The sequence below is a fragment of the Marinactinospora rubrisoli genome (assembly GCF_042664915.1).
Classification (GTDB): Bacteria; Actinomycetota; Actinomycetes; order Streptosporangiales; family Streptosporangiaceae; genus Marinitenerispora; species Marinitenerispora rubrisoli.
This window is the reverse complement of sequence record NZ_JBHTBH010000011.1, coordinates 150,080-167,247: the sequence shown is the minus strand read 5'-3', so window position 1 is coordinate 167,247 and position 17,168 is coordinate 150,080. Positions and strand designations below refer to the sequence as shown.

General features: G+C 73.4%; 16 protein-coding genes. 8 read left to right on the top strand and 8 right to left on the bottom strand.

The genetic code is table 11. From position 1 onward, the window contains the following. The first annotated feature begins 30 nt into the window (after positions 1-30). Positions 31-696, top strand: coding sequence for a response regulator transcription factor (locus tag ACFQRF_RS21775; protein WP_379873002.1), 666 nt, complete (start codon positions 31-33; stop codon positions 694-696). Here the strand turns inward: ACFQRF_RS21775 and ACFQRF_RS21770 are convergent, their stop codons facing one another. From ACFQRF_RS21770 to glpK, 3 genes are read right to left on the bottom strand one after another with little or no spacing between them, the layout of a single operon-like run. Then, complete coding sequence (locus tag ACFQRF_RS21770; protein ID WP_379873001.1) at positions 697-972, bottom strand: type II toxin-antitoxin system RelE family toxin; 276 nt, start codon at positions 970-972, stop codon at positions 697-699. It abuts the gene before it with no gap. Continuing rightward, positions 969-1,250: a type II toxin-antitoxin system Phd/YefM family antitoxin gene (locus ACFQRF_RS21765; RefSeq protein WP_379873000.1), complete on the bottom strand. Its 282-nt coding sequence runs from the start codon at positions 1,248-1,250 to the stop codon at positions 969-971. Before ACFQRF_RS21765 ends, ACFQRF_RS21770 begins: the two co-directional genes overlap by 4 nt. 50 nt (positions 1,251-1,300) lie before the next feature. Beyond that, complete coding sequence (gene glpK / locus ACFQRF_RS21760; RefSeq protein WP_379872999.1) at positions 1,301-2,779, bottom strand: glycerol kinase GlpK; 1,479 nt, start codon at positions 2,777-2,779, stop codon at positions 1,301-1,303. 341 nt (positions 2,780-3,120) lie between these two features. Between glpK and ACFQRF_RS21755 the strand changes: the two genes are divergently transcribed. Further along, positions 3,121-4,146, top strand: a complete 1,026-nt coding sequence (locus tag ACFQRF_RS21755; protein WP_379872998.1) for a 6-phosphofructokinase — start codon at positions 3,121-3,123, stop codon at positions 4,144-4,146. A 175-nt stretch (positions 4,147-4,321) separates the two neighbouring features. Beyond that, a complete protein-coding gene (thiI, locus tag ACFQRF_RS21750) occupies positions 4,322-5,590 on the top strand; it encodes a tRNA uracil 4-sulfurtransferase ThiI (RefSeq protein WP_379872997.1) in 1,269 nt (422 codons plus the stop codon). Between the two features lie 102 nt (positions 5,591-5,692). Here thiI and aroF read toward each other — a convergent pair whose 3' ends face one another. Then, the gene (aroF, locus tag ACFQRF_RS21745; RefSeq protein ID WP_379872996.1) at positions 5,693-6,739 is read right to left on the bottom strand and encodes a 3-deoxy-7-phosphoheptulonate synthase; all 1,047 of its coding nucleotides are present in this window, start codon (positions 6,737-6,739) and stop codon (positions 5,693-5,695) included. Between the two features lie 352 nt (positions 6,740-7,091). Between aroF and ACFQRF_RS21740 the strand changes: the two genes are divergently transcribed. The 5 genes from ACFQRF_RS21740 (at position 7,092) to ACFQRF_RS21720 (ending at position 12,002) form a co-directional block, all read left to right on the top strand. Further along, positions 7,092-7,694, top strand: a complete 603-nt coding sequence (locus tag ACFQRF_RS21740; protein WP_379872995.1) for a sulfite oxidase-like oxidoreductase — start codon at positions 7,092-7,094, stop codon at positions 7,692-7,694. Positions 7,695-7,728: 34 nt separating this feature from the next. Beyond that, positions 7,729-8,901 carry a sensor histidine kinase gene (locus ACFQRF_RS21735; RefSeq protein ID WP_379872994.1) on the top strand — a complete coding sequence of 391 codons (1,173 nt, stop codon included), beginning with the start codon at positions 7,729-7,731 and terminating at the stop codon, positions 8,899-8,901. A gap of 163 nt (positions 8,902-9,064) precedes the next feature. Then, positions 9,065-9,802, top strand: a complete 738-nt coding sequence (locus ACFQRF_RS21730; RefSeq protein ID WP_379872993.1) for a LytR/AlgR family response regulator transcription factor — start codon at positions 9,065-9,067, stop codon at positions 9,800-9,802. Continuing rightward, entirely contained in the window at positions 9,799-10,305 is a 507-nt protein-coding gene (locus ACFQRF_RS21725) for a hypothetical protein (RefSeq protein WP_379872992.1), read from the top strand. The genes ACFQRF_RS21730 and ACFQRF_RS21725 overlap by 4 nt, the downstream gene beginning before the upstream one ends. Next, on the top strand, positions 10,302-12,002 hold the full coding sequence (locus ACFQRF_RS21720) for a sodium:solute symporter family transporter (RefSeq protein WP_379872991.1): 1,701 nt from the start codon (positions 10,302-10,304) through the stop codon (positions 12,000-12,002). Before ACFQRF_RS21725 ends, ACFQRF_RS21720 begins: the two co-directional genes overlap by 4 nt. A 369-nt stretch (positions 12,003-12,371) precedes the next feature. On the opposite strand, the gene ACFQRF_RS21715 is transcribed toward ACFQRF_RS21720, so the two are convergent. The 4 genes from ACFQRF_RS21715 to thiS form a co-directional block, all read right to left on the bottom strand. After that, entirely contained in the window at positions 12,372-12,620 is a 249-nt protein-coding gene (locus tag ACFQRF_RS21715) for a hypothetical protein (RefSeq protein ID WP_379872990.1), read from the bottom strand. A 1,333-nt stretch (positions 12,621-13,953) separates the two neighbouring features. Then, a complete protein-coding gene (gene pknB, locus ACFQRF_RS21710; protein WP_379872989.1) occupies positions 13,954-15,894 on the bottom strand; it encodes a Stk1 family PASTA domain-containing Ser/Thr kinase in 1,941 nt (646 codons plus the stop codon). Positions 15,895-16,027: 133 nt separating this feature from the next. Beyond that, positions 16,028-16,840: a thiazole synthase gene (locus ACFQRF_RS21705; protein WP_379872988.1), complete on the bottom strand. Its 813-nt coding sequence runs from the start codon at positions 16,838-16,840 to the stop codon at positions 16,028-16,030. Between the two features lie 115 nt (positions 16,841-16,955). Then, entirely contained in the window at positions 16,956-17,156 is a 201-nt protein-coding gene (gene thiS, locus ACFQRF_RS21700; RefSeq protein WP_379872987.1) for a sulfur carrier protein ThiS, read from the bottom strand. Positions 17,157-17,168: the final 12 nt, after the last annotated feature.

The following is a 17,168-nucleotide window of genomic DNA, read 5'->3' as shown; positions in this document are numbered from 1 at the left end:
CGCTGCCAGCGACCACGAGAGGACGGCGGCATGGCGGACGGGGAGATCCGGGTCATGGTCGTGGACGACCATCCGATGTGGCGGGAGGCCGTCGCCCGCGACCTCGGCGAGGCCGGCCTGGAGGTGGTCGCCACCGCGGGCGACGGCCGCACGGCCGTCCGCGTCGCGCCGGCGGCCCGGCCGACCGTCGCCGTGCTCGACCTCCAGTTGCCCGACATGTCCGGCGTGGCGGTGACCCGTGAGCTGCTCGCCCAGGAGCCCGCGCCGCGGGTGCTCATCCTCTCGGCGAGCGGTGAGCACCAGGACGTCCTGGACGCGGTGAAGGCCGGCGCCACCGGCTACCTGGTGAAGTCGGCCAGCCGCGAGGAGCTGCTCACCGCCGTGCGCCGGGTGCACGTCGGCGACGCGGTCTTCACGCCCGGGCTGGCCGGCCTGGTGCTCGGCGAGTACCGCCGCCTGGCCACCGCCGCCCGCGCACCCGAACGCCCCGCGGCGCCGCGGCTGACCGACCGCGAGACCGAGGTGCTGCGGCTGGTCGCCAAGGGCCTGACGTACAAGCAGATCGCGGCGCGGCTCACCCTCTCGCACCGCACGGTGCAGAACCACGTGCAGAACACGCTGAGCAAGCTCCAGCTCCACAACCGGGTGCAGCTGGTGCGCTACGCCATCGACCAGGGGCTGGACGGCGAGGACTGATCAGCGGGGACGGTAGATGCTTCCTCCGTGTCCGATATCTTCGATCACGACGAGATGTTCGTCCTCGTCGATGCGGTAGACGACACGGTAGGTGGCACGCCGTGCGGACCACAGACCAGTGAACGGCTCACGCAGGGGCTTGTCCACCCGGCGGGGCTCCTCTCGCAGGGGACCGAGGATGAGTTCGAGGGCCGCAGCTGCCGCCCCCTCCGGGAGTTCCTCATTCACCGCTCGCCTGGCGTTGCGAGACCACCGCAGATCGTAGGGAACGCTCACGCGGTGCTCCGCCTCCGCCGCCGGTCCGCGAGGACTTCTTCGGTCGTGTAGACGTCACCTCGCGCGATGTCGGCTTCGGCTTCGTAGATGGCCGCCACCGCCGCGCGGTCCGAGAGAATCTCCAGGGTCTCCCGCAGACTCTCCCATTCACCGATCGAGATCACGACGGCGGCGGCCTTTCCATTGCGCGTGATGAGGAGCCGCTCGCGCTGCTTCTCCACCTCGCTGACGAGTTCGGACGGTCCGGCCTTGACGTCGGCCAACGGCAGGGACTTCATGGTCCGAATTCTCGTCGTCCCAGCTGGTGGGCGTCAGCCGAACCGTGCGCCTACTCCAGCTCGGCCCAGCCCTTCGAGCGCTCCACCGCCGTGCGCCAGCGCGCGTAGGCGCGCTCGTCGCGCTCTCCCGGCTCGAAGCGCCGGTCAAGCTGCCAGGTGTGCGTCAGCTCCTCGGTGGACGCCCACACGCCGGTGCCCAGCCCGGCGAGGAAGGCGGCGCCGAGCGCGGTGGTCTCCTGGATCCGTGGCCGTGCCACGCTCACACCGAGCTGGTCGGCCTGCAGCTGGCAGAGCAGGTCGTTGGCCGACGCGCCGCCGTCCACGCGCAGCTCCGGCAGCGCGGTGCCCGACGCGGTGGCCATGGCGTCCACGACGTCGCGCACCTCGAAGGCGATGGCCTCCAGCGTCGCCCGCGCCAGGTGCGCCCGGCCGGTGCCACGGGTGATGCCGAAGATCGCGCCGCGGGCGTGCGGGTCCCAGTCCGGCGCGCCCAGGCCGGTGAGCGCCGGCACGAACACCACGCCGCCGGAGTCCTGCACGCTCGCCGCCAGCGCCTCGGACTGCGGCGCGGTGTCGATCAGCCCCAGGCCGTCGCGCAGCCACTGCACGGCGGCGCCGGTGACGAAGATCGAACCCTCCAGCGCGTAGTCGAGCCGGCCGTCGGGGTGCTGCCACAGCACGGTGCTGAGCAGCCCGTGCTTGGGGTCCACCGCCTCGCCGCCGGTGTTCACCAGAACGAAGGACCCCGTGCCGTAGGTGCACTTGGAGGAGCCGGGCAGGTAGCAGTTCTGCCCGAACATCGCGGCCTGCTGGTCGCCGGCGATGCCCGCCACCGGGATGCGCAGGCCGAAGAACTCCTCGGGGTCGGTGTCGCCCACCGGGCCGTAGGAGGGCACCACCTCCGGCAGCGCCGACATCGGAACGCCGAACAGGTCGCACAGCTCGGGGGACCATGCGCCGGCCCGGATGTCGTACAGCAGGGTCCGGGAGGCGTTGGAGGCGTCGGTCACGTGCCGCGCGCCGCCGGTGAGCCGCCAGATGACGTAGGAGTCGACCGTGCCCACCGCGACGTCGCCGGACTCCACACCGCTCCACGCCCGGGCGTCGTGCCGGGAGATCCAGGTGAGCTTGGAGGCGGTGAAGTAGGGGTCCAGGCGCAGGCCCGTCAGCTCGGTCACCCGGTCCTCGTGCCCGGCGTCGCGCAGCTCGGCGCAGATTCCCGCCGTGCGGCGGTCCTGCCACACGATGGCCCGCCGCGGCGCCGTGCCGCGTCTGCGGTCCCACAGCACCGCCGTCTCCCGCTGGTTGGTGATCCCCAGGCAGGTGGGGGCCTCCTCGGTGCCGTCCAGCGCCACCCGGCAGGCGGCGAGGGTGGCCTGCCAGATCTCCTCGGCGTTGTGCTCCACCCAGCCGGATTCGGGGTAGTGCTGGGCGAACTCCTGGTAGCCGCGCGCGAGGACGGCGCCGTTCTCGCCGACGATCAGCGCGGTGACGCCGGTGGTGCCGGCGTCGATGGTGAGCACGGACATGGGGTTGGCCTCCAGTAGCTCTGGCGACTATGGTCTAGACCATGTGAGACATGCGGCACGGCACCGTGCTCCCGTGTCGGTCGTCTTCCACCCGGACTTACCCGGTACGTGGAAGTCGCAACGCTACGCGATCCGGTGGCCGTGACGGCGGTCACAGCGTCCTCGCCAGGGTGGCGGGGACACGCCACGAGGTCAAGGGTCCGCGGCGGCGCCCAGGCGCGCCCGCGGGGACCAGTGGCGGCTCCCCGTGCTCCGGCGGCTGGTGGGCCGGGCGCGGGGGATACTGGGCTTCCGGTTACCTGTGGTTGCTGGTTCATCGACAATTTCGAGGAGTACACGCAATGCGAGTCGGGGTGCTGACCGGCGGCGGCGACTGCCCGGGTCTGAACGCGGTCATCCGCGCGGTGGTGCGCAAGGGCATCAAGGACTACGGGTACGAGTTCGTCGGCTTCCGGGACGGCTGGCGCGGCCCGCTGGAGGGCGACACCATGCCGCTGGACCGCGCGGCGGTCAGCGGCATTCTGCCGCGCGGCGGCACCATCCTGGGGTCGTCGCGGACCAACCCGATCAAGATCGAGGGCGGCGTCGAGCGCATCAAGGACAACCTGGCCGGTCTCGGGCTGGACGCCCTGGTCGCCATCGGCGGCGAGGACACCCTCGGCGTGGCCCGCAAGCTCTTCGACGCCGACGTCAAGGTCGTGGGCGTGCCCAAGACCATCGACAACGACCTCAACGCCACGGACTACACCTTCGGGTTCGACACGGCGGTGAACATCGCCACCGAGGCGATCGACCGCCTGCACACCACCGCCGAGTCCCACCACCGCGCGCTGATCGTGGAGGTCATGGGCCGGCACGCCGGGTGGATCGCGCTGCACTCGGGCATGGCGGCCGGGGCGAACGTCATCCTCATCCCCGAGCGGCCGTTCGACATCGACGAGGTCGTCGCGCACGTCGAGAGCCGGTTCAAGACCCGCTACGCGCCCATCATCGTGGTCGCCGAGGGGGCGCACCCCAAGGAGGGCCAGATGGAGCTGGCCACCGGTGAGCGCGACGCCTTCGGCCACGTCCGGCTCGGCGGCATCGGCCAGCGCCTCGCCGAGGAGATCGAGTCGCGTACCGGCAAGGAGGCCCGCTCGGTCGTGCTGGGGCACGTGCAGCGCGGCGGCACGCCGTCGGCCTTCGACCGGGTGCTCGCCACCCGCCTGGGCGTGCACGCCATCGAGGCCGTCCACGACAAGGACTTCGGCAAGATGGTCGCCCTGCAGGGCACCGACATCGTGCGGGTCGACCTGTCGGCCGCCACCGACAAGCTCAAGACCGTCCCGGTCGAGCGCTACCAGGAGGCCGAGGTCTTCTTCGGCTAGCCGCCCCGCGGCCGCGGCGCCCCCGCCCGGACATCCGGGCGGGGGCGCCCGTGCGCCGGGCCGGCCGTGGCCGATCCGGTTGCGCGGGTGTTCGATACTGGAAACGAACACACGTCACGGTCCCGCGCCGGTCCGGCCGGGACACCCCCTAGCGACTCTCCCCGGAGGTGCCGTCATGTCCGCGCCACTCGACTCAGCGGCGGCCGAAGTCCGTGCGGTCGACACCGCCGCGCGGTCCGGCGTCCAGGACGGACTGGGCGAGCTCTGCGTCCTGATGAAGCTCGGCGAGATCGTGCTCAAGGGCAGCAACCGGCAGCTGTTCGAGCGCCGGCTGCACAACAACATCCGGGCGGCGGCGCGCGGCCTGGGCGAGATCCGGATCTCCCAGCGCAAGGGCGTCATCGTCATCCGGGTTCCGGGGGGTTCCGACCTGCAGGTCGCCGAACTCGCCGAGCGCATGCGCAACGTGATGGGCATCGTCTGGATCCACCTGGTGCGCCGGGTGGCCAAGGACGTCGACGCCGTCACCGACGTCGCCGTGCGGTCGATGGCCGAGCGCACCGGCACCTTCGCCGTGCGGGCCCGGCGCCGCGACAAGCGGTTCCCGATGACCTCCTCGGAGCTCGCCCGCCACCTCGGCGCCGAGATCCAGGAGGCGCACGGCCTCCCCGTCAAGCTCAAGCACCCCGACAACACCGTGTTCGTCGAGGTGGACAAGGACGAGGTGTTCGTCTTCACCGACGGCATCCCCGGCCAGGGCGGGCTTCCCGTCGGCATGAGCGGCCGCGCGCTGGTGCTGATGTCCGGCGGCATCGATTCGCCGGTCGCCGCGCACCGCATGATGCGGCGCGGGCTCAAGGTCGACTTCCTGCACTTCTCCGGGATGCCGTTCACCGGCCCGGAGTCCATCTACAAGGCCTACAGCCTGGTCCGCCAGCTCGACCGCTTCCAGGTGGGCTCGCGGCTGTTCGTCGTGCCGTTCGGCAAGGCCCAGCAGCAGCTCAAGAACTCCGGAGTGGAGCGGCTGCAGATCGTCGCCCAGCGCCGGCTGATGCTGAAGACGGCCGAGGCGCTGGCCGAACGCCTCGGCGGCGCCGCCCTCGTCACCGGTGACGCGCTCGGCCAGGTGTCCAGCCAGACCCTGACCAACATCACGGCGCTGGACGACGCCGTCGACCTGCCGATTCTGCGCCCGCTCATCGGCATGGACAAGACCGAGATCATGGCCGAGGCCCGGCGGATCGGCACGCTGCACATCTCCGAACTGCCCGACGAGGACTGCTGCACCCTGCTCACCCCGCGTCAGGTGGAGACCGCTGCCAAGATCGAGGACCTGCGCCAGATCGAGAAGCGGCTGGACGTCGAGGAGCTGGCCGAGCACCTGGCCGCCAGCGCGCAACTGCACCGGCCGAGCTTCCTCGGCGACAGCGCCCCGGCGGCCTGAGCCCGCCCGGGCCTACGTCGCGGCCGGGTGCGGCCGCGACGGCGACCCGGGCCCACCGCTGCGGGCCGGACCCGGCCCGCGCGGCCGACCCGGGCCGGCGGTTCACACCGCGGCCACCGCCGGCTCCGGCGCCGGGGTGAGCGTGCGCCCCACCAGCGCGGGCAGCGTGCGCACCGCGTCCGCGAGCTGGTCCAGGTCCGTGGACACCAGGGCCTGCGGGCCGTCGCACAGCGCCTTCTCCGGCTCCGGGTGCACATCCACGATGATGCCGTCGGCGCCCACCGCGATGGCCGCGCGCGACAGCGGCAGCACCAGGTCGCGCTTGCCACCGGAGTGCGACGGGTCCACGATCACCGGAAGGTGCGACAGCTCCTGCGCCACCGGCACCGCGCTGAGGTCGAGTGTGTTGCGCGTCGCCTTCTCGAAGGTCCGGATGCCGCGCTCGCACAGCACGATGTCGAGGTTGCCGCGCTGCGCGATGTACTCGGCGGCCATGAGCCACTCCTCGATGGTGGCGCTCATGCCGCGCTTGAGCATCACCGGCCGGCCGGCCTCGCCGGCCGCCTGCAACAGCGCGAAGTTCTGCATGTTGCGGGTGCCGATCTGCAGCATGTCGGCGTAGCTCGCCACCAGCTCCACGTCGGCCGGGTCCACCACCTCGGTGACGATCGGCAGCCCCGTCTCGGCGCGCACGTCGGCGAGGATCCGCAGCCCGGCCTCGCCCAGGCCCTGGAAGGCGTACGGCGAGGTGCGCGGCTTGTAGGCGCCGCCGCGCAGCAGCGCCGCCCCCGCCGCCCGCGCCATGCGGGCCGCGGCCAGCGTCTGCTCGGGCGTCTCCACCGCGCACGGGCCGGCGATCAGCGTCATGTGGTCGCCGCCGATCGGCACGCCCCCCACGCGCACCACCGTGCGGCTGTCGTGGTTCTCCCGGCTGACCAGTTTGTACGGGACGGAGACGCGCAGCACGTCGCTCACCCCCGGCAGGGCCCGCAGGTCCAGGGTCTCGAACTGCTGGACGTCGCCGACGAGCCCGATGATCGTCCGGCTGACACCTCGGGTTACGTACGCCGTCCCGCCCGCCGTGGTGACCACATCGACGATGTGGTCGATGTGGTCGGGCGTGGCTTCGGAATCCATCACGATGACCATGTACGCCGTCCTTCAACGCGTCTGAAGATGACTGGAGATAACCGCCGGACAAACGAAAGAGCCCCGGGCCGTGCGGCCCGGGGCTCTTGGGAAGTCGTCCGTGTCAGCGCAGCGCTATTCGGGCGACCGTCCCACCCATGGGCCGGTAGCCATAAAAGCGCCAGAAGTTCCGCTGCATGTCAGCGACTATAGCGCACCCCCGTTCGCCGAAGTCCCAGCTTCCGCCAATGATCCGCCCATCGCCGGGTGAACGCGGTCCGGGTAACGCCAGGTCGGCGCCGGGTGCGGGGGCCCGCCACGGAACGTCACCACGGCCTGGCAAGATGGCGGTACAGCCACGAAGGAGCCCCGATTGCCCGAGCATCGACTTCCGCCGGGGCAGCACGTGCCGCGAGGCTGGCCGGCGGTGCACTACGGCCCGGTTCCCAGGTTCCGGCCGGAACGCTGGGACCTGCGCGTCTACGGGATGACCGCCTCGCTCGGGGAGTACCGGTGGACGTGGCCGGAGTTCGCCGCCCTGCCGACGGCCGAGATCACCGCGGACCTGCACTGCGTCACCAGGGTCACCCTGCTGGACGTGTGCTGGTCGGGGGTGCCGGCCAGCGCCCTCGTCGCGATGGCGCCGCCCGCCGACTCCGCCAGTCACGTCATGGTGTGGGCCGAGTACGGCTACAGCGCCAACCTGTCCATGGCCGACTTCCTCGCGCCCGACGTCCTTTTCGCCACGCACCGCGGTGGCGTGCCGCTGACCCCCGAGCACGGCCGGCCGGTCCGTCTCGTGGTGCCGCGGCTCTACGGGTGGAAGAGCGTGAAGTGGGTGCGCGCCATCGAGTACCTGGACGCCGACCGGCGCGGTTTCTGGGAGGAACGCGGCTACCACAACCGCGGCGACCCGTGGAACGAGCAGCGCTACTCCTACCAGGAGCGCCCCGGGGACGGCCCGCCGCTCGGCTAGCCGGGCCGGGGCGCGCCGGGGATACGTTGTGCGCATGCTCTACCTCGCCATCGGCAGCCTCCTGGTCGCGCTCGCCAGCGCCGGCGAGCTGGTCCGCCGCACCGTGCTGCACCGGCGGCGGCAGCGGGTCCTGGCCGCGGACGCCACCCGCGCGACCCTGCACACCGCGGCGCTGGCGGCCCCCGCGCTGCGCCAGGGGCTGACCCGGGAGTCGGCCCGCCGTGCCGCGCGGCACCTGCGGGCTTTGCTGGGCAGCCCCGCGGTGGCGATCGTGGACACCGGCGAACTGCTCGCGTGGAACGGCGCGGGCGGCGCGCACGCCACCGAGGCCCTGCGGCTCGCCCGCCCGGTTCTCGCCAGTGGCCGGCCGCACGTGCACGAGCGGCTGAGCTGCGACGACCCGGGCTGCGCGGTGCGCGTCGCCGCGGTGGCGCCGCTGGTGGTGGACGGCCGGCCGGCCGGCGCGCTGCTGGCCTTCGCGACGGACCGTGCCGCCGCACTGGCCGAGGCCACCGCCGAGGTCGCGGGCTGGGCCTCCGGGCAGCTGGAACTCGCCGAACTCGACCGGTGCCGCGCCCGGCTGGCCGACGCCGAACTCCGCGCGCTGCGGCTGCAGATCTCGCCGCACTTCGTGTACAACTGCCTGACCACCATCGCCTCGTTCGTGCGGACCGACCCCGAGCGCGCCCGCGGGCTGCTCCTCGACTTCGCCGACTTCGCCCGCTACTCCTTCCGCAGTTCGCGCAACCTCACCACCCTGGAGGAGGAACTGCGCTCCATCGACCGCTACCTGGCCCTGGAGCGGGCCCGGTTCGGCGAGCGGCTGCGGATGACCGTCCGGGTCGCGCCCGAGGTGCTGCCGGTCAAGGTGCCGTTCCTCTGCCTGCAGCCGCTCGTGGAGAACGCGATCCGGCACGGCATCGAGGGCAAGCCGGGGGCCGGGCAGGTCAGCGTCACCGCCCGGGACGCCGGCGCCGAGGCGCACATCAGCGTCGAGGACGACGGCATCGGGATGGACCCGGACCGGCTGCGTGCCATCCTGTCCGGGCAGGCCGACGGCTCCAGCGGTATCGGGCTCGCCAACGTCGACGAACGGCTGCGCAACATGTTCGGTGACGCCTACGGGCTGGTGATCGAAACCGGCCCCGGCGCGGGAACCCGGGTCAACCTCCGATTCCCGAAATTCCTCCCCAAAGCCGACGGCTGACCCGGGCGTCGAGTGCCGGATCGGCCATTCCCGGCGGCCCCGCGGTGGTGAACGGCCCGCTGGTCGGGGCGATAACGGGGCATCCGCTCACCACGGCCACCGATCCCGTCGCATTACGCCAAAACGGTTGCGGGCGCCGGAGGGCTCGGCCATCCTCGGTGACATGCTTCGTGTCCTCGCGGTGGACGACGAGCTCCCCGCCCTTGAGGAGATGGGCTACCTCCTCCAGCGCGACCCGCGCGTCGCGGAGGTGGTGACCGCCGGTGATGCCACATCGGCCATGCGCCTCATCAGCGACCGGGCCGCCGCGGAGGACCCCGTCGACGCACTGTTCCTCGACATCCACATGCCCGGACCGAGTGGAATCGACCTGGCACGGTTCATCTCGGCGCTCGCGCTGCCGCCGGCCGTCGTGTTCGTCACCGCGCACGAGGACTTCGCGCTGACCGCGTTCGAACTGCGCGCCGTCGACTACCTCCTCAAGCCGCTGCGCGAGGAGCGGCTGGCCGACACCGTCGACCGCCTGGTACGGCTGCGGCCGGGACGCGCCGACCGCACCCGCGTCCCGGTGGAGCTGGGCGGGCGCATCCGGTTCATCGAACGTTCCGACATCTGGTACGTCGAGGCGCGCGGCGACTACGTGCGGCTGCGCACCGCCGAGGGCAGCTTCCTGATCCGCAGCACGCTCGGCGCGCTGGAGCGCGACTGGGCCGGGGACGGCTTCGTCCGCATCCACCGCAGTGTCCTGGTGGCGGCGCGGCACGTCTCGGAGCTGCACCTGGACGGCGCGCGGGCCAAGGTCAAGGTGGGGGAGGAACTGCTGCTGGTCAGCCGCCGGCAGACCCGGGAGGTGCGCGACCAGCTCGTGCACCGGCTCGCGGGCGAACGGGGCGGCCGGTGACCGGCCGGCCGGACCGGCCCGGCCCTCCCGGCGAGCCCCCGCGCCGCACGGTGGTCGCCTCGCCCGCCACGCGGCGCGCCCTTGCCGCGCGGGCCGCGCAGCACCGTCTGCCACCGCCGCCGGAGCGCGGGACGGCCGCCCACGGCGTCGGCGCCAGGCCGCTGCTGCGCCGCCAGTTCGCGCTCGGCGGCGCCTGCGCGCTGTTCGTCCTGGGCACCATGATGACGCTGCCCGCGCTGTTCGCCCTCGTCCCGTGGCTCGACGACCTGGAGATCGCCGGCACGCCGCTGGCCTGGATCGTGGTCACCCTCGGTGCGCCGCCGTCGATGGCCGCGGTCCTCGTGCTGCACGTGAGCCGCGCGGAGCGACTGGAACAGTGGGCGGTGGACGAGGGGGCCGCGGCCGCCGGAGGCGCCCCGGAGCCGCCCGTGGCTCCCCGGCGCCACGTCGTTGCGCGGCTCCGGCCGGGCCGTCCGGCCACCCGCGGCGAGGGCCGGCGGTGATCCCCCTCGTCGGCGGCGCGATCATGGTGACCGCGCTGCTGATGAGCCTGCTCGTCGTGGCCGGCTACTTCGGCCGCTCCAGCGGCGTCTCCGACTTCACCACCGCCACCCGCCCCACCCCGCTGCTGACCTCGGCGGCGGCGGCCGGAGGCGAGTACACCTCCGCCGCCACCTTCCTCGGCTTCGCCGGGCTGCTGCTCGTCCAGGGCTTCCAGTCGGTCTGGCTGTTCATCGCGCTGAGCGCCGGCTATGTGCTGCTGGCCGTGTTCGTCGCCGCACCGCTGCGCCGCTCCGGGGTCTACAGCCCCTCCGACTTCGCCGAGTGGCGGTTGCGCAACCGCAGGGTGCGCCGGATGGTGAGCGCCTGCGTGGTCTTCACCGGCTGGGTCTACCTGCTCGCGCAGTACGCGGCGGCCGGCGTCCTCGTCGACCGCTTCCTCGGCCTGCCCGAGCAGGCCGGCTGGATCGGCGTCACGGCGGTCACGCTCGTGATCGTGCTGCGCGCCTTCAGCGGCTCCGACACCGGCTTCCAGGCGGCGTTCTTCTGGGTGAAGCTGGTGGCGATCGCCGTTCCGGCGGTCGTGCTGCTGGTCCTGTGGCACCTGCAGGACGGGCCGCACGTCGAGCACACCGGGGTGCCGGTCTTCGCCGAGACCACCACCGTGCGCGTCACCGAGGACCAGCGGCTGACGCTGCCCGAGGCGACGCGGGTGACCGTGACCGGCCGCATCGACGGACGGCCGGCCGCCGGCGCGGAGCTCCGGCTCGCGGCCGGCGGCCACCACGTCGCGGCCGGCAGCGCGCTCACCTTCGAGGCGGGCACGGCCGTGCCGCACGCGGAGGGGGTGCCCCCGCTCGAAGGACGGCAGTGGCTGGCGATGGAGGCCGACGTGCCCCTGCTCAGCCTGTACTCGATGCAACTGGCGCTCGCGCTCGGCGTGGTGGGGCTGCCCCAGATGGTGGCGCGGCTCTACGGCGCCCCCAGCGCGCGGGCGGCCCGGCGGATGGTCGTCCTGACGCTGGTGCTGATCATGGTGTTCTCGATCTTCCCGCTGATCTACGCCGGGCTGGGACGGCTGTACGCGGGCGACCTGCTGCTGACCGGTGGCAGCGACATGGTGGTCCTCGCCCTGCCGGAGCGGATCGCCCCCGGCGCGCTGGGCCAGGCACTGGTCACCCTGCTCGCCGCCGGGGCCGCCGCGGCGGTCATCACCGTGACGGCCGGACTCGCCACCGCGCTGGGCGGCACCATCTCGCAGTGCGTCCTCGGTGGCGGGTCGGGGATGTTCCGGCTGGGGGTGCTGATGGCGGTGGGGGTGCCGCTGGCCGGCCTCCTCGCGTTGCCGCGGCTGGCCGAGGCGGACCTGGTCCCGATGGTGCTGCTCGCCTTCCGGATCAGCGCGGTGACCGTGGCGCCGGTCCTGCTACTCGGCGTGTGGTGGCGGCGGCTCACCGACGTGGGCGCCGCCGCTGGGATGGCGACCGGGCTGGCCGGGGTCGCCGCGGGAGTGGCGGCGCCGCTGGCCGGTCTCGATCCGGCGACGCCGGCCGGCTGGCTGCTCTCGGTGCCGACCCTGCTGCTGGTCCCGCTCGTGTTCGCGGTGATGGTGCTCGTCTCGCGGCTCACCGGCCGCCGGGTGCCCGAGAGCGTGGACGCGATGCTGGCCCGGATGCACCTGCCCCACCGGACGTCGTGACGACGCACTCGCACCGGAGGCTGCCGGACCGCCGGGGAACGCCCGTCCGAACGGCCGGATGGGCCCGTATGGCCACTGCCGCCCCCACTCGCGCCGCTATCGGGGACTCCGGCTGCTCCCGGTCCGCGCTCCGGATCGCCTACGAGCACTGACCACAAAACAGCGGACAGGTATGCAAACCCTGCGCGACCTGCGGCCGGAGCGCTCGGGCCGGTGCAGGTCGCCGGTGCCGCGCCCGGAGAACCCGGAGGAGCCGGGCGGCCGGTCCCGTTCGGGCCATCCACGGCGAACCGCTCGTCGGCCACCCCTGGCTCCTCGAGGCGCCGGAGCCTCGGTTCCCGACACCCGCCACCCTGAGGAACCACTCGGCTAGAACTCGGTCACCCCGCTGCGGACGCACTCCTCCAAGAGCCGGTCCGGCCGGGAGAGGGAGTCGAATGCGATGTGGACGGGGATCACCAGGCAGACGGGGATGCTGATGTTCAGGTCCTCGACCAGGTCCAGGTCGTTGAGGATCGCGGTCCCCCCGACGTCGTCGACGGCCCCGGCCGGGCCCGCGGCGCCCAGCAGCGCGGCCACCGTGGTCCCGGCCGCCGCCAGCGCCCGTGTTCCGAACATGAGAACCTCCCGGCCACGTCCGCTCGCGGGATCGCGGGTCGTGGTCGACGGCTACGTTACGTGGCGCGGGGCGCGGCGCTGGCGCGCCACACCGCCCGGCCGGGGAACCGCGACGCGCGGCCCGGATCGCGCGGCCCGGCGGAGCCGCCCACCGAGCCGGACGACCGCTCGTCGTACCGGAACGACCGTTGGTCGGCCGCCCGGCCCCGCGTGGCGACGCCTCCGCGCCGCCCGCCGATCGGCGGCGCCGTACGGCGTTCCAGCCTCTCTGCAGAGCCTAGGGTTGTTCTCAGCGGCCGGCCGACAGTCTCGTCGGCGGAAGCGATCGGTTCCGGCCGTGGCCGGGACCGAGAGGGGGGAGGACCCCGGCGCCGTGCACGCCACCCGGAACGGGAAGCCGCGTGGCGGGGAGGGGAACGGCGTCGGAGTGTTGCCGCCCGGCCACCATCCCGAGGATGGTGGCCGGGCGGCAACGTGCTGCGCGCGGTCCGGCGCCCGCCGGTGTCCAGTCGTGGTGCTCGGAGTGGCCGGGAACACGCTCGGCGGTGCGTGGCCGCCGATTCCGGTGTGGGGTCTGTGGTCGTTGTGCCGGTCCAGGGAGGCCGGGTGGGCGGCTAGACGGTCGGCCGCTGAGCCGTGCGGGTGGGCGTGCGCCCCATTCCTCCAGCGGTGTGGTGGATGCGTTCGGCCTTGCCGTTGGCCTGGGGCCGCCAGGGACGCCTCCACCGGGGCGAGACGCCCGGCTCGGAGCAGGCCGAACGCTTGGTGGCCTTGGCGTACGCCCAGGCGTTGCCGGTCAGCGCCCGCTTGACGCCGATTCCGTGGCCGGCGAACCAGGCCGTGGCGCGGCGGGCCGGTGCCTTCCCGTCGTCCAGGATTTCAGAGCAAGCCAGGCGCGTGTGGTCGTGGGCGGCGGCGCGCTAGGGCGGTCGCCCGGCCGGTGTTGTCGTGGGCCTTGTTGGGCCGGGCCGCCACCGCCCGGCCGCGTTCGAGCCGCTGGTCCCGCACCCCCGCTCGCCGATCGCCATGGCCGGCCGGACCGAAGACGGATGGGCGGGCACCCCTGCGGCGTTCACGTCCACGGCCGGCCAGCCGGTCCGTTGGATCGTCGCTCTGCTCCCGCCCGTGCGGGCGGAGCGCCGCGGAACCGCGCGCCTCGTCGGTGCGGATCCTGGTGGAGCCGACCTCGACCTCCCGGCAGAGCCTCCGGTGCGTGGAATCTCCTCGGCCGTTGATCCAGGTACCGGAGGCGGCGCCGGTGTCCGGGGAACCGCGCCGCTGTGCCACCGATCAGATCCCGGTCGGCGCACCATTGACGGGATTCCCGGCGACCCTAGTCCTCGTCACGGTCGTCCCGGTCGCCGCGGCCCGGCCCGCCGTTGCCGAACGGGCTGGTCCACAGCTCGATGGTGGCGCCCTCCTCGGCGCGGCCGGTGGGGCTGTAGGCGGCGACCCGGTTGCCCATGATCTGGTGCACCTCGACCTCGAAGCCGAGCTCCTCCAGCTCCTTGCGGGCGTCGTTCACCCGCCAGCCGGTGACGTCGGGGATCTCCACCTGCTCGGGCCCGGTCGACACGGTCATCGTCACCTCATGGCCGTTGGCCACGGCGGATCCGGCCTCCGGGTCCGTCGAGATGACCTGGTCCCGAGGGACGCTGTCGCTGGCCTGCTCGGTGACGGAGACGCGCAGGCCGCTGGACTCGAGCTGGGCGCGGGCGTCCTCCCGGTTCATCCCGGTCACGTCGGGCATGTCGAAGCCCTCGCTGACGGCCAGGGTCACCCCGGCCGCGCGGTCGGCGTCCTGGCCCGGCTCAGGGTCGGAGGACAGAACCGTGCCGGCCGGATGCTCCTGGGAGGACTGCTGCTCCTCGTTGACCTCCTCGAAGCCGGCCTCCCGGAGCCGCTGGCGGGCCTCGGAGACGGGGAGCCCCACCACCTCGGGCATCGGGACCGTCTGCGGGCCCAGCGAGAGCGCCACCGTGACGGTGTCGCCCGGCAGCGCCCGCTCGGAGGCCGCCGGAGTGCTCTCGGCGACGGTGCCCTCGTCCGCGTCGTCGCTGTACACGCCCTCGTCGGCCACCGAGATCCGCAGGCCCTGCGCCGACAGCTCCTGCTCGGCCTGCTCCTGGCTCATCCCGACGAGTTCCGGCACCTGCTCGTAGCGGCCGAACCCCATCCACCAGCCGAACCCGGCCAGCAGCACCACGAGCAGAGCGGCGGCCGCGAGCAGCGGGTAGCGCAGGTCCCGGCGCCGGCCGGGGCGCTCGTCCTCGTAGTCGTCGTCGGGCACGTCGGGCAGTTCCACCACGAGCGTGCTGTTGGAGTCGTCCTCGGAGCCGGACGGCCCGGCGGCCGTCGCGGCGGGCGGCAGCGCGCCGGGGGCGCCCGCGGCGAAACCCGCGGGAGGGTGCGGGCCGGCGCCCGCCAGGTTCGGGTAGACGTCCAGCACCGCGGCGAGGAACCGCCCGGCGTCCGCCGGCCGGTAGCGCGGGTCCCGCTCGGTGGCGCGGGCGACCAGCGCGTCGACCTCGGGCGGGATGCCCTCGACCGTCCGCGACGGAGGCGGCACGTCCTGGTTGACGTGCTGGTAGGCGACCGCGATGGCGGAATCGCCGGTGTGCGGCTGCGCGCCGGTGAGGAGCTCGTACAGCATGATGCCGCACGCGTACACGTCCGTGCGGGCGTCGGAGACGCTCTGCGCGATCTGCTCGGGCGCCAGGTAGGCGGCGGTGCCCATGAGCGTGCCCGTCTTGGTCAGCCCCTCCTGCGCCGCCTCGACCACCCGGGCCAGGCCGAAGTCCACGACCTTGACCTGGCCGTCCCGGGTGAGCAGCACGTTCTCGGGCTTGACGTCCCGGTGCACCATGCCCGCCTGGTGGGCGGCGCCGAGGCCGGCGAGCACGGGAGCCATGATCCGCAGCGCGTCGTGCGGGGCCAGGCGGCCCCGCAGGTTCAGCAGGTCGCGCAGCGCGCGGCCGGGGACGTACTCCATGGCGAGGTACACGTGGCCCTGGTCGGTCCCCTGGTCATAGACCTGCACGACGTTGGGGTGGGACAGCTTGGCCACCGCGTGCGCCTCGTTGATGAAGCGGCGCACGAACTGGGGGTCCTGCGCCAGGGAGGGGTGCATGACCTTCAGGGCCACCCGCCGGTCGAGCCGAAGGTCATGGGCGACATAGACGGTCGCCATGCCGCCACCGGCCAGTCGCGACTCGACGTAGTAACGCTGATCGAGGGTCGCGCCGACAAGCGGGTCCGCAGTCGTCATGTCCACGGAGGCGAGTTTACGGGTAGCCGGGCAAAGTGCGACGGGCCGATGGTTTTCCCGTTACCGGAACGGGGTAAAAGCAGTTGCTCGTGGTCACGCGGATGTGACGTTCCGGCACGTTCCCCCGGCCGGTGCGGCGTCACCGCGCCGGCCGGTCCGGCTGCGGTGAGGACGCCTCGGCGTACCGGCGGACCGGGATCCGGCCGGCCCGGCGCGCCCGCCGGCCCGCGGCGACCGCGTCGCGCATGGCCGCCGCCATCAGCGCGGGCTCCCGGGCGCGGGTCACCGAGGTGGCGAGCAGCACCGCGTCGCAGCCCAGCTCCATGGCCAGCGCCGCCTCGCTCGCGGTGCCGATACCGGCGTCCAGGACCACCGGGACCCCGGCCTGCTCGACGATCAGCTCGATGTTGTGCGGGTTGCGGATTCCCAGACCGGACCCGATCGGCGCGCCGAGCGGCATCACCGCGGCGCATCCCACCTGCTCCAGGCGGCGGGCCAGCACCGGGTCGTCGTTGGTGTAGGGCAGCACCACGAAGCCCTCGTCGACGAGGCGCTCGGCCGCGTCCAGCAGCTCCACCGGGTCCGGCAGCAGGGTGCGCTCGTCGGCCACCACCTCCAGCTTGATCCAGTTCGTCTCCAGTGCCTCCCGGGCCAGCCGGGCGGTGCGCAGGGCGTCGGCGGCGGTGAAGCAGCCGGCGGTGTTGGGCAGTGGCCGGATTCCGTGGCGGCGCAGCACGTCCCACACCGAGCCGCGCGCGGCCGGGTCGACCCGGCGCATCGCCACGGTGGTCAGCTCGGTGCCCGACGCGGCCAGCGCCTCCTCCAGGATGTGCAGCGACGGCGCGCCGCCGGTCCCCATGATCAGCCGCGAGGCGAAGCTCTGCCCGGCGATGACGAGCGGGTCGTCCGCGGCGCGCGGTTCGGTGGGCGCGGTGGTGGGTTCGACGGTCATTCAGCTCTCCTCCGCGGTCGTCCCCGCCTGCCGGCGGGGGAGGAAACGGATGTTGCGCCGGGCACGGCCGGGCCCCGGCCGCCGTGGCGCGTGGACGGCGGACGGCGCCACCGCGTCAGCCCCCCTGCACGGCCGTGAGCACGTCCACCCGGTCGCCGGGCGCCACGGCGGTGTCGGCCCAGCCGGTGCGCGGCACCACCTGGTCGTTGACGGCCACCGCGACGCCGCTGGTCGCATCGGTCAGCGAGCGCACCACGTCCGCGACGGTGCTGGCCGGCGCGACCTCGCGCGGCTCGCCGTTGATGATCACGTGCACGGGTTCCTCACC